Origin of the sequence: Mycolicibacterium setense (genome assembly GCF_000805385.1) — a bacterium.
Classification (GTDB): Bacteria; Actinomycetota; Actinomycetes; order Mycobacteriales; family Mycobacteriaceae; genus Mycobacterium; species Mycobacterium setense.
Genome location: NZ_JTJW01000009.1, coordinates 63,447 through 89,446, shown reverse-complemented (window position 1 = coordinate 89,446; position 26,000 = coordinate 63,447). Strand labels below are relative to the sequence as shown.

Annotated in this window: 25 protein-coding genes; 15 read left to right on the top strand and 10 right to left on the bottom strand. The window is 67.1% G+C overall.

Annotated features, from left to right (window positions below; translation table 11 throughout):
* Positions 1-3: 3 nt before the first annotated feature.
* Positions 4-1,896 carry an ABC transporter ATP-binding protein gene (locus QQ25_RS23050; protein WP_039381307.1) on the bottom strand — a complete coding sequence of 631 codons (1,893 nt, stop codon included), beginning with the start codon at positions 1,894-1,896 and terminating at the stop codon, positions 4-6.
* Positions 1,893-3,638 (bottom strand): ABC transporter ATP-binding protein, encoded by a 1,746-nt coding sequence (locus QQ25_RS23045; RefSeq protein ID WP_039381306.1) that lies wholly within the window; start codon positions 3,636-3,638, stop codon positions 1,893-1,895. The genes QQ25_RS23050 and QQ25_RS23045 overlap by 4 nt, the downstream gene beginning before the upstream one ends.
* A gap of 116 nt (positions 3,639-3,754) precedes the next feature.
* On the opposite strand from QQ25_RS23045, the gene QQ25_RS23040 reads away from it, so the two are divergent.
* Positions 3,755-4,348: a DUF3558 domain-containing protein gene (locus QQ25_RS23040; RefSeq protein WP_064871005.1), complete on the top strand. Its 594-nt coding sequence runs from the start codon at positions 3,755-3,757 to the stop codon at positions 4,346-4,348.
* A 50-nt stretch (positions 4,349-4,398) separates the two neighbouring features.
* A complete protein-coding gene (locus QQ25_RS23035; RefSeq protein WP_234706196.1) occupies positions 4,399-4,917 on the top strand; it encodes a DUF3558 domain-containing protein in 519 nt (172 codons plus the stop codon).
* Here the strand turns inward: QQ25_RS23035 and QQ25_RS23030 are convergent.
* Entirely contained in the window at positions 4,914-5,435 is a 522-nt protein-coding gene (locus QQ25_RS23030) for a SixA phosphatase family protein (protein ID WP_198530853.1), read from the bottom strand. The genes QQ25_RS23035 and QQ25_RS23030 overlap by 4 nt on opposite strands.
* Before the next feature lie 119 nt (positions 5,436-5,554).
* Here QQ25_RS23030 and QQ25_RS23025 point away from each other — a divergent pair, with 119 nt between their 5' ends.
* From QQ25_RS23025 to QQ25_RS23015, 3 genes are read left to right on the top strand one after another with little or no spacing between them, the layout of a single operon-like run.
* A complete protein-coding gene (locus tag QQ25_RS23025) occupies positions 5,555-6,739 on the top strand; it encodes a metallophosphoesterase family protein (protein ID WP_039381303.1) in 1,185 nt (394 codons plus the stop codon).
* The gene (locus tag QQ25_RS23020) at positions 6,736-9,378 is read left to right on the top strand and encodes an AAA family ATPase (protein WP_039381302.1); all 2,643 of its coding nucleotides are present in this window, start codon (positions 6,736-6,738) and stop codon (positions 9,376-9,378) included. Before QQ25_RS23025 ends, QQ25_RS23020 begins: the two co-directional genes overlap by 4 nt.
* Positions 9,379-9,414: 36 nt before the next feature.
* Entirely contained in the window at positions 9,415-10,926 is a 1,512-nt protein-coding gene (locus tag QQ25_RS23015; protein ID WP_039381301.1) for a GMC family oxidoreductase, read from the top strand.
* A 55-nt stretch (positions 10,927-10,981) separates the two neighbouring features.
* Here the strand turns inward: QQ25_RS23015 and QQ25_RS23010 are convergent, their stop codons facing one another.
* Together QQ25_RS23010 and QQ25_RS23005 are read right to left on the bottom strand one after the other, a co-directional pair.
* Positions 10,982-12,202 (bottom strand): acyl-CoA dehydrogenase family protein, encoded by a 1,221-nt coding sequence (locus QQ25_RS23010; RefSeq protein ID WP_039323524.1) that lies wholly within the window; start codon positions 12,200-12,202, stop codon positions 10,982-10,984.
* Between the two features lie 56 nt (positions 12,203-12,258).
* Positions 12,259-12,858, bottom strand: coding sequence for a TetR family transcriptional regulator (locus tag QQ25_RS23005; protein WP_039323523.1), 600 nt, complete (start codon positions 12,856-12,858; stop codon positions 12,259-12,261).
* Positions 12,859-12,979: 121 nt separating this feature from the next.
* Between QQ25_RS23005 and QQ25_RS23000 the strand changes: the two genes are divergently transcribed.
* The 5 genes from QQ25_RS23000 to QQ25_RS22980 all read left to right on the top strand — a co-directional run bounded on the left by QQ25_RS23000 (position 12,980) and on the right by QQ25_RS22980 (position 16,591).
* Positions 12,980-13,723, top strand: coding sequence for a hypothetical protein (locus QQ25_RS23000; protein ID WP_039323521.1), 744 nt, complete (start codon positions 12,980-12,982; stop codon positions 13,721-13,723).
* Positions 13,720-14,442, top strand: a complete 723-nt coding sequence (locus tag QQ25_RS22995) for a hypothetical protein (RefSeq protein ID WP_039381298.1) — start codon at positions 13,720-13,722, stop codon at positions 14,440-14,442. Before QQ25_RS23000 ends, QQ25_RS22995 begins: the two co-directional genes overlap by 4 nt.
* An 82-nt stretch (positions 14,443-14,524) precedes the next feature.
* Complete coding sequence (locus QQ25_RS22990) at positions 14,525-15,043, top strand: cytochrome c oxidase subunit 3 (protein ID WP_198530862.1); 519 nt, start codon at positions 14,525-14,527, stop codon at positions 15,041-15,043.
* Positions 15,044-15,045: 2 nt separating this feature from the next.
* Complete coding sequence (locus QQ25_RS22985; RefSeq protein WP_039381297.1) at positions 15,046-15,312, top strand: cytochrome C oxidase subunit IV family protein; 267 nt, start codon at positions 15,046-15,048, stop codon at positions 15,310-15,312.
* Positions 15,313-15,337: 25 nt separating this feature from the next.
* Entirely contained in the window at positions 15,338-16,591 is a 1,254-nt protein-coding gene (locus QQ25_RS22980) for an alpha/beta fold hydrolase (protein WP_039381294.1), read from the top strand.
* Here QQ25_RS22980 and QQ25_RS22975 read toward each other — a convergent pair.
* Genes QQ25_RS22975 through QQ25_RS22960 form a run of 4 tightly spaced genes read right to left on the bottom strand, consistent with a single transcriptional unit; the run spans position 16,584 to position 22,080 of the window.
* On the bottom strand, positions 16,584-18,275 hold the full coding sequence (locus QQ25_RS22975) for an oligopeptide ABC transporter substrate-binding protein OppA (RefSeq protein ID WP_039323504.1): 1,692 nt from the start codon (positions 18,273-18,275) through the stop codon (positions 16,584-16,586). The two genes, QQ25_RS22980 and QQ25_RS22975, sit on opposite strands and share 8 nt — an antisense overlap.
* A gap of 42 nt (positions 18,276-18,317) precedes the next feature.
* A complete protein-coding gene (locus tag QQ25_RS22970; RefSeq protein ID WP_039381291.1) occupies positions 18,318-20,159 on the bottom strand; it encodes an oligopeptide ABC transporter ATP-binding protein OppD in 1,842 nt (613 codons plus the stop codon).
* Complete coding sequence (locus QQ25_RS22965) at positions 20,156-21,106, bottom strand: oligopeptide ABC transporter permease OppC (RefSeq protein ID WP_039323498.1); 951 nt, start codon at positions 21,104-21,106, stop codon at positions 20,156-20,158. The genes QQ25_RS22970 and QQ25_RS22965 overlap by 4 nt, the downstream gene beginning before the upstream one ends.
* Positions 21,103-22,080, bottom strand: a complete 978-nt coding sequence (locus tag QQ25_RS22960; RefSeq protein ID WP_039324414.1) for an oligopeptide ABC transporter permease OppB — start codon at positions 22,078-22,080, stop codon at positions 21,103-21,105. Before QQ25_RS22960 ends, QQ25_RS22965 begins: the two co-directional genes overlap by 4 nt.
* A gap of 117 nt (positions 22,081-22,197) precedes the next feature.
* On the opposite strand from QQ25_RS22960, the gene QQ25_RS22955 reads away from it, so the two are divergent.
* From QQ25_RS22955 to QQ25_RS22945, 3 genes are all read left to right on the top strand, one after another.
* Positions 22,198-22,455 carry a hypothetical protein gene (locus tag QQ25_RS22955; RefSeq protein WP_039381289.1) on the top strand — a complete coding sequence of 86 codons (258 nt, stop codon included), beginning with the start codon at positions 22,198-22,200 and terminating at the stop codon, positions 22,453-22,455.
* A 65-nt stretch (positions 22,456-22,520) separates the two neighbouring features.
* Entirely contained in the window at positions 22,521-22,781 is a 261-nt protein-coding gene (locus tag QQ25_RS30250) for a hypothetical protein (RefSeq protein ID WP_082017653.1), read from the top strand.
* Positions 22,782-22,857: 76 nt separating this feature from the next.
* A complete protein-coding gene (locus tag QQ25_RS22945; protein WP_234711964.1) occupies positions 22,858-23,094 on the top strand; it encodes a hypothetical protein in 237 nt (78 codons plus the stop codon).
* Here QQ25_RS22945 and QQ25_RS22940 read toward each other — a convergent pair.
* Complete coding sequence (locus QQ25_RS22940) at positions 23,091-23,507, bottom strand: hypothetical protein (RefSeq protein ID WP_039381286.1); 417 nt, start codon at positions 23,505-23,507, stop codon at positions 23,091-23,093. The two genes, QQ25_RS22945 and QQ25_RS22940, sit on opposite strands and share 4 nt — an antisense overlap.
* Positions 23,508-23,672: 165 nt before the next feature.
* Between QQ25_RS22940 and QQ25_RS22935 the strand changes: the two genes are divergently transcribed.
* Complete coding sequence (locus QQ25_RS22935; RefSeq protein WP_029108164.1) at positions 23,673-24,377, top strand: response regulator transcription factor; 705 nt, start codon at positions 23,673-23,675, stop codon at positions 24,375-24,377.
* Entirely contained in the window at positions 24,355-25,977 is a 1,623-nt protein-coding gene (locus tag QQ25_RS22930; protein WP_039381283.1) for a sensor histidine kinase, read from the top strand. The genes QQ25_RS22935 and QQ25_RS22930 overlap by 23 nt, the downstream gene beginning before the upstream one ends.
* Positions 25,978-26,000 lie beyond the last annotated feature (23 nt).

Sequence of the window (26,000 nt, the reverse complement as noted above, 5' to 3'; positions counted from 1 at the left end):
AGGCTAAACCTGGGTCATCTCCCAATACCGGCCGTGCCCTGCCATCAGCTCCGCATGGGTACCGCGTTCGATGATGCGGCCGGCATCCATCACCAGGATCAGGTCGGCGTCGCGAATCGTCGAAAGGCGGTGGGCGATGATGAAACTCGTCCGGTCGCGGCGCAGCTCGGCCATCGCCTGCTGGATCAGCAGCTCGGTGCGGGTGTCCACCGCGCTGGTCGCCTCGTCGAGCACGAGCACCCGCGGACGCGCCAGCACCGCCCGGGCGATCGTGATCAACTGCTTCTCCCCGGCGCTGATGGCACCACCGTCGTCGTCGACGCGGGTGTCGTACCCGTTCGGCAGGGTGTGCACGAACCGGTCCACATACGCCGCCCTGGCCGCCTCGAGCACCTCGTCCGCGGTCGCATCGGGCCTGCCGTAGGCGATGTTGTCGTAGATGGTGCCGCCGAACAACCAGGTGTCCTGCAGCACCATGCCGATCGAGGACCGCAGTGACTGCCTGCTCACCGTCGAGATGTCCACACCGTCGACCAGGATCCGGCCGGAATCGACGTCGTAGAACCGCATCAGCAGGTTCACGCACGTCGTCTTGCCTGCCCCGGTGGGGCCCACGATCGCCACGGTGCTGCCCGGTTCGGCCACCAGTGACAGGTCTTCGATCACCGGGGTGCCCGGCAGATAACTGAAATTGACCCGGTCGAATTCGACGCGGCCACTGCGGATTTCCAGGGCCGGTGCCGGTTCGGGGGATTCTTCCTCGGTATCGAGCAGCTCGAAAACACGCTCGGCACTGGCGATCCCGGACTGCAGAGTGTTGTACATCCCGGCCACCTGGCCCAGCGGCTGGTTGAACTGCCGCACGTACTGGATGAACGCCTGGATGCTGCCCAGCGTGATCTGCCCCGTCGCCACCTGCAGGCCGCCCACCACGGCGACGGCAACATAGCTGAGGTTGCCGATGAAACTCGTCGCCGGGCCCACCAGTCCCGAGAAGAACTGCGCCCCGATGCTGGACCGGTAGACCTCGTCGTTGAGTTCGTCGAAGCGCTGCTGTGCCGCCTCCCGGTGGCCGAAGGTCTTCACGATCGTGAAACCGCTGTAGGTCTCCTCGATGTGGGCGGCCAGGCGCCCGGTGTTGCGCCACTGCGCGACGAACAGCGGTTGCGAACGGCGGGTGATCCAGCGGATCACCCACAGGGACAAAGGCACCGTGACGACGGTCAGCAGCGCCAACAGCGGCGAGATGGTCAGCATCATCACCAGCACCGCGAAGACTGTCAGCACCGACGTCAGCAGTTGGCTGACGGTCATGGACACCGAGCCCTGGATGTTGTCGATGTCGTTGGTCACCCGGCTGAGCACTTCACCGCGCTGACGGGAATCGAAGTAGGACAGCGGAAGTCGGTGCAGCTTGTCCTCGACATCGGCCCGAAGCGCCACCATCGTGCGTTGCACGGTCACGTTGAGCAATCTGGCCTGCAGCCAAACCAAGGCCGCGGCAAGCAGATACAGGCCGAGCGCCAAGGCCAGAGTCCGGGCTACCGCCGGGAAGTCCACGCCGTGGCCGGGGATGACGTTCATCCCCGACAGCAGATCGGCGAACGTGGTGTCGCCGCGGGCCCGGGCCGCGGCGATCGCCTGTTCCTTGGTCATCCCCGCAGGCAACTCACGTCCGATCACGCCGTTGAACAGCAGGTCGGTGGCGTGGCCGAGAATCCGGGGCCCGATCACCCCGATGGCGATACCGGCCACGCCGAGCAATACCACCGAGATGGCCAGACCACGTTGCGGCACCAGGCGCTTGAGCAGGCGCACGGCCGAGCCGCGGAAGTCGCGGGTGCGCTCCACCGGGGGAGCGGGCGTCCCGCTGCGGCGCAGCACGGGGCCGGTCATCGCGGGTCTCCGGCGGTGATCGCCTGCGATGCGGCGAAGTCGGCATAGGCGGGGCAATCGGCGAGCAAGGACTCGTGGGTGCCCACGCCGACGACGCGGCCGTCTTCGATCACGACCACCTGGTCGGCCTCGATCACGGTCGAGATCCGTTGCGACACGATCACCACGGTGGCGTCGGCGGACACCTCGCGCAGTGCGGCCCGCACGCGGGCATCGGTGTGTACGTCGAGCGCCGAGAACGCGTCATCGAAAAGGTAGATCGCGGGTCGGCGGATCACGGCCCGCGCGATCGCCAGCCGCTGTCGCTGCCCGCCCGAGAAATTGATGCCGCCCTGGGCCACCGGGCGTTCCAGCCCGTCGGGGTGGGCGCGCACGAAGTCGTCGGCCGCGGCGATGCGCAGCGCCTCCCACATCTGTTCCTCGGTGAGTTCCTGTCCCGGCGCGGCCCCGTAGCGCAGGTTCTCGGCGATGGTCCCGGAGAACAGGTAGCCGCGCTGGGGGACCAGACCGATGGTCGCCCACAGCTGTTCGAGATCGAGTTCGCGGACATCCACACCGTCGACTCGGACCGCACCGGAGGTGACGTCGTAGAACCGGCAGATCATCGCCAGCAGGGTGGATTTGCCCGAACCGGTGGAACCCACGACTGCCGTCGTGGTGCCGCGCCGGGCGTGAAACGAAACCTGCTGCAGCACAGGCCGGTCGGCGCCGGGATAGCTGAATGACGCGGCATCGAAGTCGATCTCGCCGGTGAGGCCCGGCAGACGGACCGGGTCGGCCGGGCTGGTGATCCGCGGCCTGGTGGCCAGCACTCCGGTGACCCGCTCGGCACACACCGACGCGCGCGGCAGCATCACCCCCAGCACCGTCGCCATCAGCACGGCCATCAGGATCTGCATGAAGTACGCCAGGAAGGCGATCAAGGAACCCACCTGCATGTGCCCGGCGTCGATGCGCAGCCCGCCGAACCAGATCAGAGCGACACTCGAGACGTTGATCACCAGGGTGGTGGCCGGCAGCATCAGCGCCTGCCATTGTCCGGCTTCCAGGGCGGTGGCCGACAGGGCCCCGCTGGAGTCGGCGAAGCGGCGCTGTTCGACCGGTTCGCGGGCGAAGGCGCGGATCACCCGGATACCGGACAGCTGATCGCGCATCACCCGGTTGATCCCGTCGATCAACCGCTGCATCCGGCGGAAGATCGGCATCAGGTGCCTGATGATCCAGTAGTTCGTCAGCGCCAGCACCGGCACGCTGACCAGAAGCAGCCACGACAACCCGGCGTCCTGGTGCAGTGCCATCAGGATTCCGCCGATCGACATGATCGGTGCGGTGATCAGGATGGTGGCCGTCATCTGGAGCAGCTGCTGGATCTGACCGACGTCGTTGGTGGTGCGGGTCAGCAGCGACGGGGCGCCGAACCGCGCGGTCTCCTCCGCCGAGAACGTGGTGACGTGGTGGAAGATCGCCGAGCGCAGATCGCGGCCGAAGCTCATGGCCGCGCGCGATCCGAAGAACACCGCCCCGATCGCACACGCCACCTGCAGACCGGTGACACCCAGCATGACGCCGCCGAGTTCGACGATTCGTTCGGTATCGCCTTTGGCCACTCCGTCGTCGATGATGGCCGCGTTGACCGTGGGCAGGTACAGCGAGGCCAGGGTGCTGATCACCTGGAGGGTCGCGACGACCGCGAGCAGCCGCCGGTACGGCCGCACGTACTGTCGCAGCAGCGCCCAGAGCATCTGGCTACTCTCGCACACCGGCGCGGTGTCGTCGGTGTCCGGCCGTATCGTGTCCGCCTCGGTGAAAGTCCAGGTCAGTCGGCATGTCGGGATACCGCGTAGGTGTTGCCGCTACAGTGCATGGCGTGACTGTCCGCACGGCCGCCAAGCCACGATTCGCCCACGCCAGAGCCTTCGCGGTGTTGGCTGCGGCAATGGTTCCGGTGTTCGCCGCCTGCTCGTCCGGCGAGCCGGCGTCCCCTGAGGTTCCGAAAACCGAGACGCAGAGTGCCGGTGGCTCAGGTGAGCACGGCCCGCATTTCCCGCATTGCGGCGGCGTGACGGATCAGACGGTGACCGAGCTGACCCAGGTACAGGGGCTGGTCAACACCGCGACCAATTCGTCGGGCTGCCAGTGGTTGCAGGGTGGCAGCATCCTGGGGCCGCACTTCTCGTTCACCTGGTTCCGGGGAAGCCCGATCGGCCGTGAACGCAAGACCGAGGAGCTGTCGCGGACCAGCGTGGAGGACATCAACATCGAGGGACACGGCGGCTTCATCGCCGTCGGGGAGAACCCGCTCAAGGCCGGCGACGTGAACCTGTGTGAGATCGGTATCCAGTTCGACGACGATTTCATCGAGTGGTCCGTGAGCTTCGACCAGAAGCCCTATCCCGATCCGTGCGAGGTCGCCAAGGAGCTGACCCGCCAGTCGATTGTGAATTCCAAATGATGACCGCGCACGCGAGGAGCAATTCAGTCAAGCGCGGGCTCGCCCCGTTGATGGGCGCGCTGGCGCTGTTCGTCGGGCTGACCGGTTGCACCAACACGGTCGACGGCACAGCGGCCAAAGAAGGCTCCAGTGGCGGCCCGAGCAACAACAAGTCCGAGAAGACCTACCCGAACCTGCTCAAGGAATGTGACGTCCTGACCACGGACATCCTGGCCAAGACGGTGGGTGCCGACCCGCTCGACATCCAGAGCACCTTCGTCGGCGCCGTGTGCCGCTGGCAGGCGGCCAATCCGGCCGGCCTCGTCGACATCACCCGGTTCTGGTACGAGCAGGGCAGCCTCGAGAACGAACGTCAGACCGCGGAGAAGCTGCAGTATGCGATCGAGCAGCGCCGGATCGCCGGTGTGGATTCGATCATCATGCGGCCCGAGGGTCTCAACGGCGCCTGTGGGGTCGCCAGCGACGCGGCCGGTGTGGTCGGTTGGTGGGTCAATCCGCAAGGCCCTGGTATCGATGCCTGCCCGATGGCCACCAAGCTCATGGAACTGACGCTGGCCACCAACTCCTAGCGGGGTACGTGGAACCGGACCAGCGTCGCACCGCCCAGTGCCAGCTGGTCCCAGGGTGTGCCGGTGCGCAGCATGGCGATCGCCGAGGTCGGGAACTTCAGTGAGATGCTCTCCGCCGCAGTGCGGTTGGAGCCGTCGGCGAGGCCGAGGGCGACGGCGGACATCGCCGGCTCGTGGCCGATGACCAGCAGCGTCGACGGGTCGGAGCCGAAACGGGACGCCACACCGTTGATCTCGTCGATCACGGTGCCCGGTCTGGCGTCGTAGATGCGGTCGGCGAACTGCACGGGCGCCTCGATGCCGGTGCGCTCCAACGTCTGACGGGTTCGCGTCGCCGTCGAGCACAGCACGGCGTCCACCGCGCCGAAATTGTCCCGGATCCACTCACCGGCCAGCCCTGCCTCCCTGATGCCGCGCGGGGCCAGCGGGCGGTCGTGGTCGGCCACCCCGTCGGGGTAGTCCGACTTGGCGTGGCGCATCAGCAGCAGTGTTCTGATCGGACTAATCGGGTTAGCCATTCTTCATACGGTATCGGCACCCGGGCGCGGCCATGCCGCCGCAGGTCCCGGGACTTGTCGGCCTCCGGTTTTACACTCGCCTTGCTCGAAAGATGAGCCGACGAGAAAGGACGGGGCCCATGCGTTTTCTGCACACCGCCGACTGGCAACTCGGCATGACCCGTCACTTCTTGAACGGTGAGGCACAGCCCCGCTACTCGGCGTCACGCCGGGAGGCCGTGGCGGCCCTGGGTCCTGTTGCCGCGGCCTCAGGTGCGGAGTTCGTGGTGGTGTCCGGGGACGTGTTCGAGCACAACCAGTTGGCCCCGCGTGAGGTCAGCTTGTCGCTGGAGGCCATGCGTGCCATCGGCGTGCCCGTTTATCTGCTGCCGGGCAACCATGATCCGCTCGACGCGGCGTCGGTCTACACCAGTGCGCTGTTCACCGCCGAATGCCCGGACAACGTCGTGGTCCTCGATCGCGCGGGCGTGCACGAGGTGCGGCCCGGGCTGCAGATCGTGGCGGCGCCGTGGCGGTCCAAGGCGCCCACCTCCGATCTGATCGGGGACGTCCTCGCCGATCTGCCTGCCGACGGTGTCACCCGCGTGGTGGTCGGCCACGGCGGCGTCGACATCCTCGACCCGGACAAGGACAAGCCCTCGCTGATCCGGCTGGCCGCGGTCGAGGATGCCCTGGCGCGCGGTGCGGTGCACTATGTGGCGTTGGGGGACAAGCACTCCCGCACCGAGGTCGGATCGACTGGCCGGGTCTGGTACTCGGGCTCACCCGAGGTGACCAACTACGACGACATCGAATCCGATCCGGGCCATGTGCTGCTGGTCGACATCGATGAGACCGATCCGCACCGCGGTGTCCGGGTCGATTCCGAACGGGTGGGCCGCTGGCGGTTCGTCACGCTGCGTCGTGAGGTGGACACCGACCGCGACGTGGCGGACCTGGATCTCAATCTGGATCTGTTGCCGGACAAGGAACGTACCGTGGTGCGGCTGGCGTTGACGGGCTCCCTGACCGTGACGGACAAGGCTGCACTGGATGCATGCCTCGACAAGTACGCCCGGCTGTTCGCGGCGCTGACGCTGTGGGAGCGGCACACCGAGATCGCGGTGCTGCCGGCAGACGGTGAGTTCGACGATCTGGGCATCGGCGGGTTCGCGGCGGCCGCGGTGGACGAGTTGGTGGCCACCGCCCGCACCGAGGGTGCCGGAGCCGACGACGCCCGCGCGGCACTGGGCCTGCTGCTGCGCCTGGTGCATAGGGGCGCCGATGAGCCGCTTGCGCGAAGAGCAAACGGGAGTGCGGCATGAAACTGCACCGCCTGGTTCTGACCAACTATCGCGGCGTCACCCACCGCGAGATCGAGTTTCCCGATCACGGTGTGGTGGTGGTCAGCGGCGCCAATGAGATCGGCAAATCCTCGATGATCGAGGCGCTGGATCTGCTGCTGGAGGCCAAGGACCGCTCGGGCAAGAAGGAAGTCAAGCAGGTCAAGCCGACGCATGCCGACGTCGGCGCCGAGGTGATGGCCGAAATCTCCACCGGGCCTTACCGCTTCATGTACCGCAAACGCTTCCACAAGCGTGCCGAGACGCAGTTGACCGTGCTGGCGCCGGTGCGCGCGCAGCTCAGCGGCGACGAAGCGCACGAGCGGGTGCTGACCATGCTCGCCGAGACCGTCGACACCAGCCTGTGGCAGGCCCAGCGGGTGCTGCAGTCCGGCTCGACCGCACCGGTCGACCTGTCGGGTTCGGATGCGCTGGCGCGCGCGCTGGATGTGGCTGCGGGCGAGGCCGTCACGCTCTCCGGGGACGAGCCGCTGCTGATCGAACGCATCGACGCGGAGTATCTGCGCTACTTCACCGCGACCGGCCGGCCCACCGGCGAGTGGGCGACGGTGACCAAGCGACTCGCCGCCGCGGAGAGCGCGGTGGCGCAGTGCGCCGCGGCGGTCGCCGAGGTCGATGACGCGGTGCGCCGGCATACCGAACTGAGCGCCGAGGTGACCGGGTTGACGGGCCAACGCGAACAGGCCCGGGCCGGGCTGGCCGCGGCCCGCAAGGCTGCCGAGACGGTCGCCGCTCTCGTGCAGCGGCTCAAGGAGGCCGAGATGGTCGCTGCGGCGGCCCGACTGGCCCAGGCGGCATCGGCCGGTGCGCTCACCGAACGGCGGAGGCTGCGCGCCGAGCTCGACGAGCGGGCCGCCACCATCGCCGAGCTGGAGGCCGGCCTGGTTGTGGCCGACGGTGAGACCACTACGGCGCGTGAGGTTCACGAGGCGGCGGAAGCCGCCGCCGAGCAGGCTCGGGCGGCAGCGCAGGAGCAGGAGCTTCGGGTAGAGGCCGCGCGCGCCACGCTGACGCGCATGACCGACCGTGACGAGGCCGATCGGTTGGCCGCCCGGCTGAGCAAGATCGACGCCGGCACGCGGGAACTGGACCGCATCACTAGCGAACTCGCCGAGATCACGCTCGACGACACCGGCATGCGGGCCATCGAGGCGGCCGCGGTCGCGGTGGAACGTGCGGCAGGACAGGCTGAACTCGCCTCGGCGCGAATCGAACTCGTCGCGGCGGAGAACCTCGACGTCCGGGTGGACGACGCCCAGGTTGCCCTGGACGCCGGCACTGCGTGGTCCGTCAACACCACCGCGGACACCGCGATCGACGTGCCCGGTGTGCTCACGGTGCGCGTGGTGCCGGGAGCGCCCGCCGCGCAGACTCGGGCCCGCCTCGACGAGGCGCAGAATGTGCTGACCGCGGCGCTGGCCGCGGCTGGCGTCGACGGTGTCGAGGCCGCGCGTGCCCTCGACGGCCGGCGTCGCGAACTGCTCGGCAGCCGGGATCGGTTGCGGGCCACGGTCGAGGCGCTCACCGGTGAGGACGATCTGGCTGATCTGCGATCGCGGCTGGTGCAATTGCGTGCCGGTCAGCCCGCCGAGGACGGGTTGTTCGATCTGGCCGGGCCTACCGATGCCGCCACCGCACGGACCGAACTCGACACTGCCGTGGCAGCCCACCGCCAGGCGGTGGCCGATTGTGAGACCAGCCGCAAGGTGGTGGCCGCAGCGGCGAAGAAGCTGGCGGACAAAACAACCCGCCTCAGCGTGCTCCGCGACAAGCTCACCACCGCCCAGGCTGAGCTGACGGTGGCCGGCGGCCGGTTGGAAGTCCAGCGTTCCCAGGCCGGCGACGACGAGTTGGCGGTCAAAGCCCAGGCCGCCGACGAGGAGGCCACCGCGACTGCGGGCCGGGTCGCCGCGCTGCGTACCGAATTGTCGGCTACCCAACCCGATTCGGTGACCGCCACGCTCGACGAGGCGGTCCGCCGCGCCGAGCTGCTGGATGCCCGCCACGAGTCCGCAGTCGAGGCGCTGCGGGAGGTGGCGGCACAACTCAAGGTGTACGGCACTCAGGGACGTAAGGGCCATCTGGATGCCGCCGAGACCGAACGCGAACATGCCCACGCGGAGTACCTACGGGTGCACCGCCGGGCCCGTGCGGCCGAGACGTTGCGGACGGTGATGGCGCGCCACCGGGATGCCACCCGGCAGCGCTACGCCGATCCGTTCCGCCTCGAAGTGCAGCGGCTGGGCCGGCTCGTGTTCGGTGAGGACTTCGAGGTCGACGTCGACAGCGACCTCAACATCCGGACCCGCACGCTGTCCGGGCGGACAGTGCCCTACGAATCGTTGTCCGGCGGCGCCAAGGAGCAGCTGGCCATCGTCGCGCGGCTGGCCGGCGCCTCGATGGTGGCCAAGGAGGACAGCGTGCCCGTCATCATCGACGACGCGCTCGGCTTCACCGATCCGGACCGGCTGACCAAGATGGGCGCGGTGTTCGACGCTGTCGGCGGGGACGGGCAGGTCATCGTGTTGACCTGCAGCCCGGAGCGGTACGCGAGCGTCGGCGCGGCGCATCACATCGAACTGACCGCCACCGCGAATTAGCCGCGATTGCCCGCGCCGGGCCATACACTCCGCCACGTGGAGGCTGACTACATCGTGGTGGGGACCGGCTCGGCAGGCGCGGTACTGGCGAACCGGCTGAGCGCACAGCCGGACGTGTCGGTGCTGGCACTGGAGGCCGGGCCGCGCGACCGCAACAAATTCATCCATATCCCTGCGGCATTCTCCAAGCTGTTCCGCAGCGAGGTCGACTGGGATTACCTGACTGAACCGCAACCGCAGCTCGGCGGCCGCCAGATCTATTGGCCGCGCGGCAAGACCCTCGGCGGCTCATCGTCGATGAACGCCATGATGTGGGTCCCAGGGTTTCCCGCCGACTACGACGAGTGGGGCGAACACGCCGGGGAAGACTGGAACTATGCCGGCCTGGAAAAGTATCTGAAGCGGATCGAGGCCGGGCCGCTGGTGATCGAGGCGCAACGCAGCCCGCGCAGTTCGACGGCAGCCTGGCTGGCCGCGGCCAAGGAATGCGGGCACGACGGGTTCTGCGAGACCAGGGTGACCCAGCGCCGCGGTGCCCGGTGGAGCACCGCCGATGCCTATCTCAAACCGGCGCTGCGGCGGAACAACCTCAACGTGCTCACCGAGGCCACCGCCACGCGGATCGTTTTCGCCGGGAACCGTGCCGTCGGGGTCGAATTCGACAAGGCCGGTGTCCGGGATGTGGTGACGGCGCGCCGCGAGGTGATCCTGTGTGGGGGTGCGATCAACTCGCCGCAACTGTTGATGCTGTCCGGCATCGGTGACGCTGACCAACTGTCCCGTCACGGTATCGAGGTGGCCCGGCACGCACCCGGTGTCGGCGACAATCTCCTTGACCACCTGGTGGTTCCGCTGGGATTCGACGTCCGCAGCGACAGCTTGTTCGCCGCCGAGAAGCCGCTCGAGTTGGTGAACTATCTGGCGCGGCGCCGGGGCATGCTGACCTCCAATGTCGGTGAGGCGTACGGGTTCGTCCGAAGCAGGCCCGAACTGGAACTGCCCGACCTGGAACTGATCTTCGCTCCCGCACCCTTCTTCGACGAGGGCATCGGCGACCCGTATGGCCACGCCATCGTGATGGGCCCCATCCTCCTCAAGCCCCGCAGTCACGGCACCATCACGCTGCGGTCGGCCGATCCGATGGACAAACCGATCATCGACCCGCGTTACCTGAGCGATGAAGCCGACCGCACCGCATTGATGGCCGGACTGCGGATGAGTGCCGAGATCGCCCGGTCTCCGGCGCTGGCGGATGTGATCGGCAAGGTCGCCAGGCCGCTGAATGCATCAACACTGAACGCGTCCACGCTGGATGACGAAACACTCACGCGCGCACTGGAATCGGTGTCACACACGCTGTACCACCCGGTCGGCACCTGTCGCATGGGCCGTGACGAGCGCAGCGTGGTCGACCCGCAACTGCGGGTGCGGGGAATCGATGCGTTGCGGGTCGCCGACGCGTCGGTCATGCCGACGCTCATCCGCGGCCACACCCACGCGCCCAGTGTGCTGATCGGCGAGAAGGCGGCCGACCTGATCACCCAGTGACTTGTGTGCGTTCAGCGGCGCTCACCGCCGGTAAGCGCACACAAATCGCCGGGAATCAGAAGTAGGCGTTGGCCGGAACGGGCGTGCCGTGCAACAGGTTCTGACCGATCACCCGCGCCTTGTAGGCCACCGGATTGTGCAGCGTGATGGTCCGGATGTTGCGCCAGTGCCGGTCCAGGTTGCGCTGCCGGGAGGCCGCGCTCGCGCCACCGAGTTCCAGCAGGCGGGTAGCGGCTTCGGGTGCGACGTCATCGAGGTGGACTTTGACCTTGGCGACCTTGAGCTGGGCTTCCGCGGCGAGCCGCGGGTCGGGCACCCCGTCGACGGCGGAATCGGTGGCGGCCCCGATCGCGGCGGCCGCATCGAGTACCGCGGCCCGCGCCACATAGGCCGTGCTGGCCAGCACCCCGAGCTGGCGTTGCAACAGGGGATCATCGGTGGGCCGTTCGGTGACGGCATGGCTGAAGTTGCGTTCGCGCGAGCGCAGCAGCGCCACACCGTCATCGACGACATTGGCCAGGATGCCGGCGACCACGGCATGGATGAACAACTGCAACGCGGCGTACTGCACGGTGGGCACCGGTTCGGCGTCGTACGGCGTATCGGACAGGATCTCGTCGGCCGCCACCACGACATCGGTCAGCGTCGTGGTGCCGGTTCCGGTGCGGCGCTGGCCGAATCCGTCCCAGTCATCGACGAGCCGGACGCCGTCACGGTCGGTCGGCACCAGGACGTTGGCCACCGAGTCGTGGTCGGTGGTGGCGGTCACGGTCAGATAATCCGAGAACAGGGTGCCGGTGCTGTAGTACTTCTCGCCGGTGAGCCGAAAGGCGCCCGGAGTCTCGGCGTCGGCCAGCAACCGGGTGTTGAACACGAGGCTGCCGACTGCCAGCGAGCCCTTCTCGCTGAACGCGTTGCCGAAGATCTTGCCATCGGCGATCTTGTCCAGCCAGTGCCTGGACACCGGATCGTCGGCGCTGCGCAGCCGCTCCTCGGTGAACCAGAAGTGGGTCCGGAAGATGTGGGCCACGATGGGATCGGCCTTGGCCACGTCGATCACCGCCGAGAACAGCTGCGGCACAGTGAATCCGGCACCACCGAGGGATTCGGGAAGCCGCAGGCTTCCGAACCCGGCCCGCTTCAGTGCCGCGACCTGATCGAAGGGATTCTCGTCGTTGAGGTCGCGGTCCTTGGCTCCCGCGGCGATCGAGGCCAGCAGGTCGTCCCATTCCGGCGTACCGGGCAAAACACGGGTCACGTTCTCGACGGTGGTCATCGCACTGTTGTATCCGCCCGGGTTACCGGTGGGCACGCGTTTGGATCAGCCCGAACCTAAGACCGCACCCGCAGCCCGTACAGATAGGTGGTCAGGTATTCGGCGATCACCGGTGCCCGGATCTCGGCCGCGTCCGGGATGGTGATCAAGAGCGCGTAGAGCCCGACCAGGAAGGACACGCCGTTGTGCATCACGTCCACCTCGGCGGGGATCTCACCGCGATCTTGAGCTCGCTGTAGCTCCTCGACCACCGCGACGATCACGGGATGGTTGGACCATTCCTCCGATGGCGGCCGGGTGGTGGAAAAGTGCAGGGCGAGAAAATCTTTGAACAAGCAACCACCCAGGCGCTGTTCCAGTTTCTCCAGCATGTGAACGGATTCGGCCAGGGTGGCGCGCACATCGTGCGGTGTGGCGAAGAACCGGGTGAGTTCGGTGGCCATCCGCAGTTGCTCGCGCTGTTCCAGCTCCAGCAGAACGTGCTCCTTGGTGCGGAAGTGAAAGAAGAAAGTGCCGTGGGCCACCCCTGCGGCCGAAGCGATCGCGGCGGTGTCGGCCGCCGCCATGCCATCGCGTTTGAACTCGGAGATCGCCGCACCCAGTAACCGTTCCCGCGTCTGTAGGCCTTTGCGGCTGCGCGGCGGTCCGGTGAGCACGGCCCGATGCTACGACAACTGGAAACTGACTGTACTCAGTATTGCTCTTTCATTTCATCCAGACAGCCGTTACGGTTTCGACGACATAAATATCTGACTCAAGTCAGTTTAGGAGGTTGGCGTGCAGATCCTGGAGCAGGTTCAAGACCTGCCGAAAGCCGGGAACATCAAGGCCCAGTGGGTGAGCCTGTGGACCGGGCCGGTGGTCGGGGCGGTGCTGCTGGTGGCGTTGCTGGCGTTTCCCGGTTTCTGGCCACCGATGTCGCCGACCTGGAACGCGCAACAGGTCGCCGAGTTCTACGCCGACCACACCGCATGGATCCGGTTCAGCCAGGTGACGTTCAACCTCTGCGGCATCCTGATCCTGCCGTTCTTCATGGTGATCGTCGTCCAGATGAAGCGCATGAAGACCCAGAGCCACGTGTTCGCCTACTGCTACCTCACGGCGGTCATCAGTGGCGCCACGATCTTCGCGCTGTCCAATGTCTTCTTCCTGGTGGCCGCGTTTCGGCCGGACCGCAATCCCGAGTTGATCCTGCTGCTCAACGACCTGGCCTGGATCGTGTTCGTCGCGCCGGTGGGCATGGTGGTGTCGCAGTTCGCCCTCCTGGCGGTCGCGGTGTACTTCGACAACGGGCCACACCCGGTATTTCCCCGCTGGGTCGGGCATTACTCGCTGGCAACCGCGGTGGCGATGATCCCGGCTGCCGGCGCGGCGGTGTTCCACACGGGACCGCTGGCCTGGGATGGCGTGCTGGCCTTCTGGTTGCGCAACGGTGCCTTCGCCGTCTTCGTCGTCGTGATGTTCTTCGTGCTGCGCCGCGCGGTGGTCAATCAGGCTGTGGAGGAGGGCGTCACAGCATGACCCTGCTCACCGACGCGCCGCCGGGCAAGCCCGATGTGCGGTTGATGACCTGGTTTTTCCCGGTCTGGTACGGGGCCTTCGGCGTCATCATCTGCATCCTGACGCGGGTGACACCGCCACCACGGCCCGATGTCACCGCGGCGGACAAGGTGGCGTTCTTCACCGAGCACGGTCTGACCATCAAGGTCGGATTCTGCCTGCTGCTGATCCTGCTGGGCGGCGCGGCGATGACCAACGGGCTGGTCGCCTATCAGATCAAGCGCATGTCGGTGGGGTCGGCGTTCGCCTACGGCTATATCGGCGGCATGGGTGTCGGCGCGGTGCCCGGGTTCCTGTTGGTGTCGGTGTGTTTCCTCACCGCCGCGTTCCGTCCCGACCGTGACCCGGAATTGATCAGCTTGCTCTACGACCTCGGAATGCTGTCGTACAACGGCTCATTGGGCTGTTTCACAGCGGCCTACCTGGTGCTGGCCGTCGCCATCCTCTATGACAAGAACGGTGTCTTCCCGGCCTGGTTCGCCTACGTGACAATCTGGCAGATCATCACCGAGGTGATCGCCACCCAGATGTTCGTCTTCGAGTCGGGGCCGTTCGCCTGGAACGGATCGATCGCGTTCTGGCTCGCGGTCGTGGTGTTCTCGGTGTGGCTCTCGGCGCTGACCGTGTTGCTGAGGCAGGCGGCGATGCGTGAGACGGCCGAAGAGCCGGGACTGGAGTGAGTGAATGGTGACTGATCCTGTTCTGACGCAATCGGACTCACAAACCGAGGCAACGCCGGCCCACCTTCCCGGCGACGGCCACATGTGGGTGATGGTGCTGGGTGATCTGGTCATCTTCGGCGGCTACTTCGTCGTGTTCATGATCTACCGGAGCATGTATCCGGATGAATTCCTGCGTGCCCAACAGCATCTCGACATCACGGTGGGCGTCCTCAACACGGTGGTCCTGCTGACCAGTTCCTGGTTGGTGGCGCGTGCGGTGCTGGCCGCGCGGGCCGGCCGTCACGCGTCCGCCATCCGGCTCACCTACGCCGGCGGAATCGGCGGCCTGATGTTCATGGCATGCAAGGGTTACGAATGGGTGGTCAAGATCGGGGCCGGGCACACCAACTCCGAGATGTTCTACTCGTTCTATTACGTGCTCACCGGCGTACACCTGATCCACGTACTGATCGGGCTCATCGTGCTGGGTGTGATCGTGCGGGAGCTGGGCAATCCCTCCCGCCGCCGGGCGTCGGTGGTGGAGGCGGGCGCCGTCTACTGGCACATGGTCGACCTGCTCTGGGTGATCATCTTCGGCCTGCTGTACGTGGTGAGGTGAGCATGACCGACACGGCAGTGACCAGGACCTGGCTCGTACTCGTGGCCATCACCGTCGGCTCATGGTGGCTGGCACCGGCCCAGTACTCGGAGGCCCTGCGGGCCAGCGTGCCGATCACCGCGCTGGTGCTCGCGCTGACGCTGATCAAGTCCCGCTTGATCATCCGGCAGTTCATGGAGGTCCGGACCGCGCCGAGGTGGCTCAAACTCGCCACCGACGGGTGGTTGGTGGTGCTGTTCGGGACGATCTTCACCATCTATCTGATCTGAGCGTCGCGCGGCACAATGGAGCGCAATGACGATGAACGCCAAGCGCAGGCGGGTGCACGACAAGCTCGCCGCGCTACCTGGGGTGCGGGCAGTGCGACGTCCGGTCAGTCCCGACACCGACGAGCAGTTCGACCTGTTCTACGTGCGGGCCGGCCGCAAATCGGCACACCCTGTCGTGATCATCCCGGGCGGTCCCGGCGTCGCCTCGATCCAGCCCTACCGCGCGCTGCGCCGGCGCGCCACCGCCGCCGGATTCGACGTGATCATGATCGAACACCGGGGGATCGGGATGTCGCGGCACACCGATGCGGGCGCCGATCTGCCGCCGTCGGCCATCACCGTCGAGCAGGTGGTCGATGACGTCGCCGCGGTGCTCGACGACGCCGGTGTGCACGAGGCCGTGCTTTACGGCACGTCGTACGGCAGCTACATCGCCGCCGGGCTCGGGGTGCGCCACCCGGACCGGATCGCGGCGATGGTGCTGGACTCGCCCCTGCTGTCGACCGCCGACATCGAGGCCATGCGCGGTGCCATTCGCGATCTGCTGTGGGATGGTTCGGACCCCGAGACTGCTGAGCTGGCCCCCAAGGTCCGGCGCCTGGTGGCCGACGGGGTTTTGGCCACCAGAGGCGGCGAACTGGCCGGGCTGCTGTATGGATTCGGCGGTGCGGCGCTGTTGAACCGCCAGCTCGATCTACTGCTGGGCGGACACACCCTGGTGTGGTCGGCGCTTGCCGCCCTGAGCCGGCTCTCGACGCGAAAAGCGCCGTACCGCAACGAGGTAGACCTCGTCGGGCGGATCGCCTTTCGCGAGTTGAACTACGCCGGCGTGCCGGACGGATTGCCGCTGGACCCTGCGCTCGAGATGGCCGACATGATCGGCAGCGCGAAATTCTACGAACCTTTCGAGGCCGAGCCCTTCGACCTGATGGCCGAAATGCCGCAGTTCCACTGGAGCACGGTAGTGGTGTCCGGCGGCCGGGATCTGACCACGCCGCCGGCGGTGGCCGAACAGATCGCGGCGCTGGTGCCCGATGCCGTGCTGGTGAGGATGCCGACCGTGGCCCACAGTGTGCTCGATACCCGGGAGCGAGCCGCGTTCGCGGTGATCCGGGCGGTGGTCGACGGTGCGGCGGAACAACTTTCGGCCACCGCGGATGGGCTCGACGCGATGCCCGCGCGGCCCGTCGTCCGGTTGGCGGTGTCAGCGATCGAGGCAGCCATGGCCGTCGAGGCGGTGTTGCCCTCCGTCCGATGGCGATGCCCACCGACTACTTGACGAAACCGACCTTGGTGTAGTCGGTGTCGGCCAGGCCGGCGGCCCCGAAATTGGCCAGACTGCTGCGCACCGCGACGTTTCCGGGTGACTGGAACAGCGGGAGGCTGAACACCTCCTCGAACAGCATCTGGTCCAGCTCGTTGGCCAAGGTCAGCGCCTTAGCGGGGTCCAGCTCTTCCAGCGTCTGCTCGATCTTGGCGTCGATCTCCGGGCTTCCGATCTTGCCGAAGTTACTGGCGCCGTCCTGGGTATAGATCTGGGTCAGCGAGCTGAGCGGGAACGCGTCGCCCAGGAAGGCGAACTGGGCGATGTCGAAGTCGCCCTTGATGATGTAGTTGGTGAAGAACCCGGTGCCCGGCTTGGTGTCGAGCTTCAGGTTCACCCCGATCTGGCCCAGCATGTTCTGCGCGATCTGGGCCACCTGCCGGGTGCTGCCCGCGTCGTAGAACACGTTGCGGATCACGAGTTCCTTGCCGTCCTTCTCCCGGAATTGCCGCCCCTCAGGGACTTTCCAGCCCAGCGCGTCCAGTTCAGCCTTGGCTTTCTCGGGATCGAAGGCCACCGAGGCGGCGTTGTCCTGATAGCCCTGCTGACCCGCGACGAAGATGTGGTTGTTGAGCGGCGCCGGATTGTCGGTGAGACCTCGCTGGGTGATGTTGGCCAGCGCCTGACGGTCGATGCCCTTGGCGACCGCCCTGCGCAGGGCGGGGTCGGCCAGGATCGAGCCCGGCGCGCCGTTGAAGGTCAGGTGGTACCAACTGGCCGATGGCGCCCGGCGGATGCTGATGCCGGCTGTCTTGCGGGCGATGGTCAGCTCGTCCAGCGATGTCGTGCCGGTGGCGTCGATGGTGTTGTTCTGGAGCGCCGGGATGCGTGCGGCGTCATCGAGCACCAGATAGGTGATGGTGTCCAGCAGCGGTGGGGCGCCCCACCATTTCGGGTTGCGGCTCATGGTGATCCGCTGTGCACCCCGGTCGATGTTGGACACCAGGAACGGGCCCGCGGACGGCCCGGGCTGGCTGAGCTGCGCCTTGTTGAAGGCGTCGGGGGTCGCGGTCATGCTCTTGGGCAGCAGTCGGCCGTTACCGGCGAACATGCCCTTCCAGTCCGCATAGGGCTTGGCGAAGGTCATCACGGCCTGGCGGTCATCGACGCCGCGGGTCACCGAGGCCACCCGCTCGAAGCCGTTCGGCGCGGCGATGACGAATGCGGGGTCCTTCCCGCTGTTGGCCTCGCTCTGGGCCTTGATGTCCTCCCAGGTGATCGGCGTGCCGTCGGTCCACACCGCCTTGGGGTTGATCGTGTAGGTCACCACCTGCGGGTTGGTGCCCGTCAGTTCGACGTTGGTGAAGTAGTCGGTGTTCACCGTCGCCGAACCATCCGCCGCGATCACGAACGCGCGGGGCATCGTGGCGCGGGTCAGTGAGCCGACATCGCCGGTGTTGCCGTCGATGTGCAATGGGTTGAAGTTCGACGGGAATTCGGTCAAGGCCAGGCGCAGGTTGCCGCCCTGGCGCAGGTTCGCCACGTCCTGGGGGTTGATGTCGTTGGTGCTACCAACTTCGGCGTTGCCGCCGGCCGACGGGGTTTCCCGGTCGCCTCCCGAACACCCGGCCAGGGCAAGAGCGGTGACCGCTGCGACGATGGCGATGCGCTGGAGCCTGAACCCCTTGAAGCCGTTCACCAGACCGATGCTAGATGCCGCACCCCGTGGATGCGGCAATACCTAACGGGCGGGTCTGGGTTGCGGCACCGCGGCCAGCAACTTGCGGGTGTATTCGTGCTGAGGGTCGGCGAACACCGCATCGCCGGAGCCCTGTTCGACGACGGCGCCCTTGTACATCACCGCGACGTCGTGCGCCAGGTGCTTGACCACGGACAGGTCGTGGGACACGAACAGATATGCCAGACCGAACCGGTCCTGCAGGTCCAGCAACAGGTTGATGATTCCGGCCTGGATGGAGACGTCCAGTGCGGAGACCGGTTCGTCGAGTGCGATGATCTTGGGCTGCAAGGCCAGGGCGCGGGCGATTCCGATGCGTTGTTTCTGGCCGCCGGAGAACTCCGCCGGGTAGCGGCCGGCGTCGGCGCGCCGCAGGCCCACCAACTCGAGCAGCTCGGCCACCCGTTCGTCGATGCGGGGTTTGTCGAAACCGTTGGCGGTCAACGGCTCTGCCAATACATCAGACACCGGCAGCCGCGGATCCAGTGACGCCACCGGATCCTGGAAAACCACCTGAAGGTCGGTACGCAGGGCGCGGCGTGCTTTCCGGTCGAGGGTGGCCACGTCGGATCCGAGCACCTCGATCGAACCTGATTGCGGCGCAGCCAGATTCAGGATCTGATGCAGCGTGGTGGATTTGCCCGATCCGGACTCGCCGACGATGCCGAGCGTGCGGCCGCTGCGCAGGTCGAAACTGACATCGTCGACAGCGCGGACCTCACCGACCTGCCTGCGCAGCACCACCCCTTTGGTCAGCTTGTAGGTCTTGGACAGCTCGAGCACCCGCAGCACCACCTGGGGGTCGGCGGCCGGCTCATCATCGGTGGTGCCCGTGGTGCCGGGAACCTGATAGATCTCGGCGGCGCTGCGACCGGCGACCTGATCGGTGCGGATACACGCGGCGTGGTGGTCCGGTGCCAGCTCGACGAGGTCGGGCTCTGCGGCCTCACATTCATCGATGGCCAGCGGACAGCGCGGGGCGAACGGGCAACCGTGCGGCGCCGTGGTCAGAGACGGTGGCGCACCGGGGATCGGCACCAGGCGGGCGCCCTGCGGGGCATCCAGGCGCGGTACGGAGCCGAGCAACCCGACGGTGTACGGCATCCTGGCCTGCTCGTACAGCCGGGTTACGGGCGCATCCTCGACCGCCCGGCCTGCGTACATCACCAGGGCCCGGTCGGCGAACTCGGCTACCACGCCGAGGTCGTGGGTGATGATCAGCACCCCGGCGCCGGTGACGTCGCGCGCGGTCTTGAGCACTTCGAGGATCTGGGCCTGCACCGTGACATCGAGAGCTGTGGTGGGCTCGTCACAGATCAGCAGATCGGGATCGTTGGCGATGGCGATGGCGATGACCACGCGCTGGCGCTCGCCGCCGGACAACTCGTGCGGGAAGGAACGCGCTCGTTGTGCCGGCTGCGCGATACCGACCAGCTCGAGCAATTCGACGGCGCGCACTCGCGCCGCACGCCGGTCCAGATCGCGGTTGTGGACGCGCAGGGCTTCGGCGATCTGATCACCCACGGTGTAGACCGGGGTGAGTGCCGACATCGGGTCCTGGAATACCGTGCCGATGGTGTTGCCGCGGACCTGTGACAGTTGCGCGTCCGACAATCCGAGGAGTTCCCGGCCGCGCAGGCGCACGGATCCGGAGACCTCCGCGAATTCCGGCAACAGACCGACCACCGCCATGGCGCCGGCCGATTTCCCGGCTCCGGACTCACCGACGAGCGCCACCACCTCGCCCGCGTCGACGTGAAAGTTCAGGCCCCGCACCGCGTGTACCGCGTCGGTGTCGGTGGGGAAGTCCACCGTCAGGTCGGATACTTCGAGCAGGCGTGTCATCGGGCGCCTTTCCGCCGCCGGCTCCGGCGCCGCAGCCCGCGGCTGCCCGGGTCGAGTGCGTCGCGCAGGCCGTCACCGATCAGGTTGGCGCACAGGATGATCAGCACCAACACCCCCGCCGGGAACAGGAACACCCAGGGGAATGTGGTGGCGGATTTGGTGCCGTCGGCGATCAGCGTGCCCAGCGATACGTCGGGTGCCTGGATGCCGAATCCCAGGTAGCTCAAACCGGTTTCGGACAGGATGGCCACGCCGACATTGAGCGCGGTGTCGATGATCAGGATGGATGCCACGTTGGGCAGGATGTGGCGCACGATGATGCGCCGGCTACTGACACCCATGTAGCGGGCAGCCAACACGAACTCGCGCTCCCGCAGGCTCAGGGTCATCCCGCGCACGATGCGTGAACTGATCATCCAGCTGAACGCGGACAGCAGCACGATCAGCCAGAACACCCGGTCGGACTGGCTCAACCGCGGTGTGACGATCGCGATCAGGATGAAGCTGGGCACCACCAGAAGCACGTCGACGATCCACATGAGGGTGCGATCACGCCAGCCGCCGAAGTAGCCGGCGACCGAGCCGACCGTGGCGGCGATGACGGTCGAGATGAACGCCACGCAGACACCGATCAACATGGATTTCTGCATGCCGCGCAAGGTTTGGGCGAAGATGTCCTGCCCCAGCGCGTTGGTGCCGAACCAGTGGTCGGTCGACGGCGGTTCTTGCAATGCGTAGTAGTCGAGGTCCGAATAGCTGTAGGGCAGGACCGACGGCAGCGCGTAGCAGGCCACGAACATGATCACCAGCAGGGTCAGCGACACCACGGCCGGCCAGTTGCGCAGGAACCGGCGGAACACCAGGGTGCGCCGGGTCGCGAACTCCTCGGTGTGCAGACCCGAGCGGGCCGCGGTGGCGTCGGTGGCGGCAGCAGAAGTCTCGGTCACGTGACTCGCACCCTCGGGTCGAGGAACGCATAGATGACGTCGGAGAGCAGACCGGCAACGAGGATCACGGTGCCGGTGAACACCGTGATGGCCGCGATGATGTTGGTGTCCTGGGTGGCGATGCCCTGGACGACCCATTCACCCATGCCGTGCCAGCCGAAGATCTTCTCGACGAACACCGAACCCGTGACCAATCCGGCGACGCCATAGGCGAACAGGGTGGCCATCGGGATCAGCGCGGTGCGCAGCCCGTGCTTGAACAAGGCCTGGCGCCGGGTCAGTCCCTTGGCCCGCGCGGTGCGGATGAAGTCCTGGCCCAGCACGTCGAGCATGGCGTTGCGCTGGTAGCGGCTGTAGCCGGCGATCGCCATCAGGGCCAGCGTGAACGTCGGCAACACGAGGTGCTGCAGCCGGTCCACGAACTGATCCCAGGCGCCGCCGACGGGCACCGGCGCCGTCTCCCCGGTGTACTCGAAAATTTGCACGCCCAGCATCGAGTTCACGTTGAGGGCCGCCAGGATCAGCATGTTGGCGATCACGAACGACGGGGTGCTGATCACCAGCAGGGACAACACGGTGATGACGCGATCCGACAGCCGGTATTGCCGGATCGCACCCCAGGCCCCGACCACCACGCCGATCACCGCGCCCGATATCGCACCGATGACCAGTAGCCGCAGAGTCACCCCGATGCGTCGCCACAATTCGTCGGCGACCGGCTGCCCGGTCACCGTTGTGCCGAAATCTCCGCGGACCGCGCCCGCGGCCCAGGAGGCGTACCGAAGCGGGATGGGCTTGTCGAGACCGAGCTCGGCACTCTTGGCGTCGATCGCCGACTGCGGTGGCCGCGGGTTCCGCTGTTCCAGACTGTCGAGGGGTTTGAAGTTCAGCGAAGTCAGGGTGAACGTCAGAAACGATGCCAGGGCCAGCAACACGATGTAATTGAGCAGCCGGCGCGCCAGAAAGCGCGTCATCCGGTTCTTCCCGCCCACGGCTGCATGCCAGACAGGGTAAATCAGTCGTCCGGACTCGGCGGGTAACTGACAGCGGAGCCACAGCGTCGGCGTAGAAATCGCGCGTTCACTGATCGCATGAAGCTCAGCGGACTCAAGAATGTGAAAGTGCTCGCTGCGGTGGCCGGTGGTACGGCAGTGGTGGGCCTCGGCGTGGTCGGCGCGGTCGCGGACGGGCAGCTGGGGACCGGTTCTCAAGCCCTGGCCTCTGGTGCGCACATGAACGTCGGTCAGACCAGCACCGAGACCACACCGCCGACCGCGCCGGCGGTGTCCATGGCGGTACCCGCGATGAGGGGCTACACGCCGCCGTCAGGTTTCGCCACCACGCACTGATCGCCCCGAGGCAGTTGTTTTGCCTCCGCCCGCAGTGGTTATAAGACGCGGCGGGAGGTGAACGCATGGGTAGCGCGAAAGAAAACAATCAGCGAAATCTGAAACGGATCTCTGCCGGCGTCGGCGTGATCGGCGGGTTAGCCACGGCAGTGATTGGTATCGGCATGGGCGGCGGTTCTGCCGGAGCCCAGCAGCGGGTCGAACCGCCGGCAATCACCACTGGACAGACCATCACCGAGACGACTGCGCCGACGGCTCCGGAAACATCCGAGGCCTCGCCGACCGTCTCGGCGACGACGCCGTCTGGATTTGCCACACCCCACTGATCGGAGCTGATCCGGCCGACCGGTGCCCGATTCTGCCGGTTTACCCCACCCGTGCATTGCGGGTAGGGAGTTCGGTGTGACAGGAGACGAACGCAACAAGCGGACCAACTACGCGATGGCCGGTGTGGGCGCGATCGCAGTGGCAACTATGGGCGCCGTCGGCGCGATGATGGCCCAGGCGCCCACCAGTGCGGCCGTGCCCGCGGTCAACGTCGGTGAAACCGTGACCAAGACCACGGCTCCCACAGAGCTGGAGACGTCGTTCGCGAAGCCGACGGTGGAAGTGGAACTGCCCGACGGGTACGGCAACTAGGGCGAAGGTGGCCCGGGGTTCGGAACCTCTCCCATACTGGTGACGGTGGGCTTGTCGGTTGAGGCTGGCCCCGTGCGGGTGGCGCGCACCACGACCCGGTCATCGACCCCGAACGGGGTTTTGGCGGCCGGCGGCACGATGTAGCTCTGAGTGAAGCCGTCGGTGCTGCGAACGGTGACCGAGCCCGCGGTCAGTGCGGTGATCGTGCCGGTCTGCGTCAGCGCCGTGGTGTAACCGCCGTCGCGGCCGGCCAGCACCGTTTCGCTGTGAACGGCGACAGGCTCGGCCCGGTCCCGCGGCGGGCCCGGAAACCCGGCACCGGGGGTATCGGTGGCGGCGTAGATCGCCGTGCCACCGAGCCCGGCGATCGCCGCCGCGATGCCCACCGCGGCGGCCGTGTGTCGGATGCTCATGCGGTCAAGGGTGCAGATGTTGCCTATGAGCCCGCTGTGGGCGCACTCTGAGGCCTTCACAGCCTGCGCATAGAAAGCGCACAGTGTGGGCCTATGGGGCGGACGAATAATGACCGGGTGAGTACGACGACCAATGGCACCGATTCCGAGTCCGGGCGCGCCGTCATGCGCCGCGCCGACGGCAATCCGATCCGGGTGCTGGTGGTCGATGACGAGCCGGTGCTGGCCGAACTGGTCTCGATGGCGCTGCGTTACGAGGGCTGGGACATCGCGACGGCCGGGGACGGCGCGAGTGCGCTGGCCGCGGCCCGGGAGAACCCACCCGACGTAGTCGTGCTCGACGTGATGCTGCCCGATATGAGCGGCCTGGACGTCCTGCGCAAACTGCGCGAGCAGATTCCCGGCCTGCCCCTGCTGCTGCTGACCGCCAAGGACTCGGTGGAGGATCGCATCGCCGGCCTCACCGCAGGCGGCGACGACTATGTGACCAAGCCGTTCAGCCTCGAGGAAGTGGTGCTGCGGCTGCGGGCGCTGCTGCGGCGCACCGGGGTGACCAGTGAAGACGGTGGCGCCAAGATCGTCGTCGGCGATCTGGTACTCGACGAGGACAGTCACGAGGTGACCCGCGGTGGTGAGCCGATCACGTTGACCGCCACCGAATTCGAACTCCTGCGGTTCATGATGCGCAATGCCAAGCGGGTGTTGAGCAAGGCGCAGATCCTGGATCGGGTGTGGAGTTACGACTTCGGCGGACGGTCCAACATCGTCGAACTGTATGTCTCGTATCTGCGCAAGAAGATCGACAGCGGACGCGAACCGATGATCCACACGCTGCGCGGTGCGGGTTATGTTCTCCGGCCGGCGCGCTGAGGTGATGACGCGGACCGCGAGCGCCACCCGATGGTTCTCACCGCGGACCTGGTCGCTGCGGGCCCGGCTGGTCGTCACCCAGGTGGCGCTGCTGGCCGTGGTATGTGCGAGCATCGGCGTGGCGACAGAGTTTGCGCTGCAACGGTTTCTGATGCACCAGCTCGACGAGCAGCTCATCGAGGCCGGACGGCGCTCGGCAGCCATCTTCGAGTTGCCGCCGCCCCCCAAGGGTTTCCCGCCGCCGGTCCTGATGGCTCCCGAGGATCGACCGCATCACGGGCCGCGCTACCGCGTGGTTTTCGACCCCGAACAGGGGCCGGGCCCCGGATTCCTCAACGCACCGGGACAGGCTGCGCGCACGGTCGGGGCCGTCGTGGCGCCGAACCGGCCGGTGGACGCGGGTGTGATCACCGCCGAAGGGGAGCGGATCGAGGTCAGTGCGGCCGCCACCGAACAGCTTTCCCAGATCCCGGCGAACCGCGTTCCGGAAACCGTCGACCTCGACGGGCTGGGCCGCTACCGGCTGATCGGTCTGCACCCCCGCCACGGTGGCCCACAGACCATCGTGACCGGGCTGCCCACGGCCGTCGTCGACGACACCCTGCTGTGGGTGTTCGGAATGTTCGGTGTGCTGGCGGCCATCGCGCTGATCGCCGCGACGACCGGCGGAATCCTGATCATCCGGCGCCAGCTCGCCCCGCTGTCACGGGTTTCGGAGGCAGCGCGAAAAGTGGCCGATCTCGAGCTCGACCGTGGTGAGGTGCAGCTGCCCACGCCGATCGTGCCAGTCGACCCGGCCGGCGCCCACACCGAGGTCGGCCAACTCGGCACGTCGCTGAACCGGATGCTCGACCGCATCGCGAGTGCGCTGTCGGCCCGGCACGCCAGTGAGACCCGGGTACGCCAGTTCGTCGCCGACGCCAGCCACGAGTTGCGGACGCCGCTGGCGGCGATCCGCGGCTACACCGAACTGGCCCAACGCAAGCGTGACGAACTGCCCGCTGACGTGGCCCACGCGATGAACCGGGTGGAATCCGAGACGTCACGGATGACGCAGCTTGTCGAGGACATGCTGTTGCTGGCCCGCCTCGACGCCGGCCGGCCCCTGGAAAGTGAGAGCGTCGACCTGTCCCGGCTCGTAGTCGACACCGTCAGCGACGCGCACATCGCAGGCCCGGACCACCGGTGGTCACTCGACCTGCCCGACGACCCGGTGTTGGTCGAGGGCGACGAGGCCAGGCTCCACCAGGTGCTGGCGAATCTGCTGGCCAACGCTCGTACCCACACCCCTGCGGGCACCTCGGTCACGGTGTCGCTGAAACCTGAACCGGATGCGGTGCTGATCACCGTCACCGACGATGGCCCGGGCATACCGCCGGGCCTGTTGCCCGACGTGTTCGAACGGTTTGCCCGCGGCGATTCGTCGCGTTCGCGGCGCGAGGGCAGTACGGGACTGGGCCTGGCGATCGTTGCCGCAGTGGTCAAGGCGCACGGCGGCACGATCGAGGTTGCCAGCAGCCCGGGTTCGACCGAGTTCGTGGTGCGCCTGCCCGGGCCGAGCTCACAGGGCACGCACAGGATGGACCAATCCGGCACCTAGCGGCCACGGCAAACATGGAGTGG

Bases quoted from the DNA above. Each gene is read 5' to 3' on its own strand.
- QQ25_RS23035 (WP_234706196.1), top strand. From the start codon at position 4,399: ATGGGCGCGCTGGCGCTGTTCGTCGGGCTGACCGGTTGCACCAACACG.
- QQ25_RS23010 (WP_039323524.1), bottom strand. From the start codon at position 12,202: ATGACCACCGTCGAGAACGTGACCCGTGTTTTGCCCGGTACGCCGGAA.
- QQ25_RS22985 (WP_039381297.1), top strand. From the start codon at position 15,046: ATGACCGACACGGCAGTGACCAGGACCTGGCTCGTACTCGTGGCCATC.
- QQ25_RS22970 (WP_039381291.1), bottom strand. From the start codon at position 20,159: ATGACACGCCTGCTCGAAGTATCCGACCTGACGGTGGACTTCCCCACC.
- QQ25_RS22955 (WP_039381289.1), top strand. From the start codon at position 22,198: ATGAAGCTCAGCGGACTCAAGAATGTGAAAGTGCTCGCTGCGGTGGCC.
- QQ25_RS22960 (WP_039324414.1), bottom strand. From the start codon at position 22,080: ATGACGCGCTTTCTGGCGCGCCGGCTGCTCAATTACATCGTGTTGCTG.
- QQ25_RS23025 (WP_039381303.1), top strand. From the start codon at position 5,555: ATGCGTTTTCTGCACACCGCCGACTGGCAACTCGGCATGACCCGTCAC.
- QQ25_RS22940 (WP_039381286.1), bottom strand. From the start codon at position 23,507: ATGAGCATCCGACACACGGCCGCCGCGGTGGGCATCGCGGCGGCGATC.
- QQ25_RS22980 (WP_039381294.1), top strand. From the start codon at position 15,338: ATGACGATGAACGCCAAGCGCAGGCGGGTGCACGACAAGCTCGCCGCG.
- QQ25_RS23020 (WP_039381302.1), top strand. From the start codon at position 6,736: ATGAAACTGCACCGCCTGGTTCTGACCAACTATCGCGGCGTCACCCAC.
- QQ25_RS22995 (WP_039381298.1), top strand. From the start codon at position 13,720: ATGACCCTGCTCACCGACGCGCCGCCGGGCAAGCCCGATGTGCGGTTG.
- QQ25_RS23030 (WP_198530853.1), bottom strand. From the start codon at position 5,435: ATGGCTAACCCGATTAGTCCGATCAGAACACTGCTGCTGATGCGCCAC.
- QQ25_RS22990 (WP_198530862.1), top strand. From the start codon at position 14,525: ATGTGGGTGATGGTGCTGGGTGATCTGGTCATCTTCGGCGGCTACTTC.
- QQ25_RS30250 (WP_082017653.1), top strand. From the start codon at position 22,521: ATGGGTAGCGCGAAAGAAAACAATCAGCGAAATCTGAAACGGATCTCT.
- QQ25_RS22935 (WP_029108164.1), top strand. From the start codon at position 23,673: ATGCGCCGCGCCGACGGCAATCCGATCCGGGTGCTGGTGGTCGATGAC.
- QQ25_RS23050 (WP_039381307.1), bottom strand. From the start codon at position 1,896: ATGACCGGCCCCGTGCTGCGCCGCAGCGGGACGCCCGCTCCCCCGGTG.
- QQ25_RS22930 (WP_039381283.1), top strand. From the start codon at position 24,355: ATGTTCTCCGGCCGGCGCGCTGAGGTGATGACGCGGACCGCGAGCGCC.
- QQ25_RS23045 (WP_039381306.1), bottom strand. From the start codon at position 3,638: ATGCTCTGGGCGCTGCTGCGACAGTACGTGCGGCCGTACCGGCGGCTG.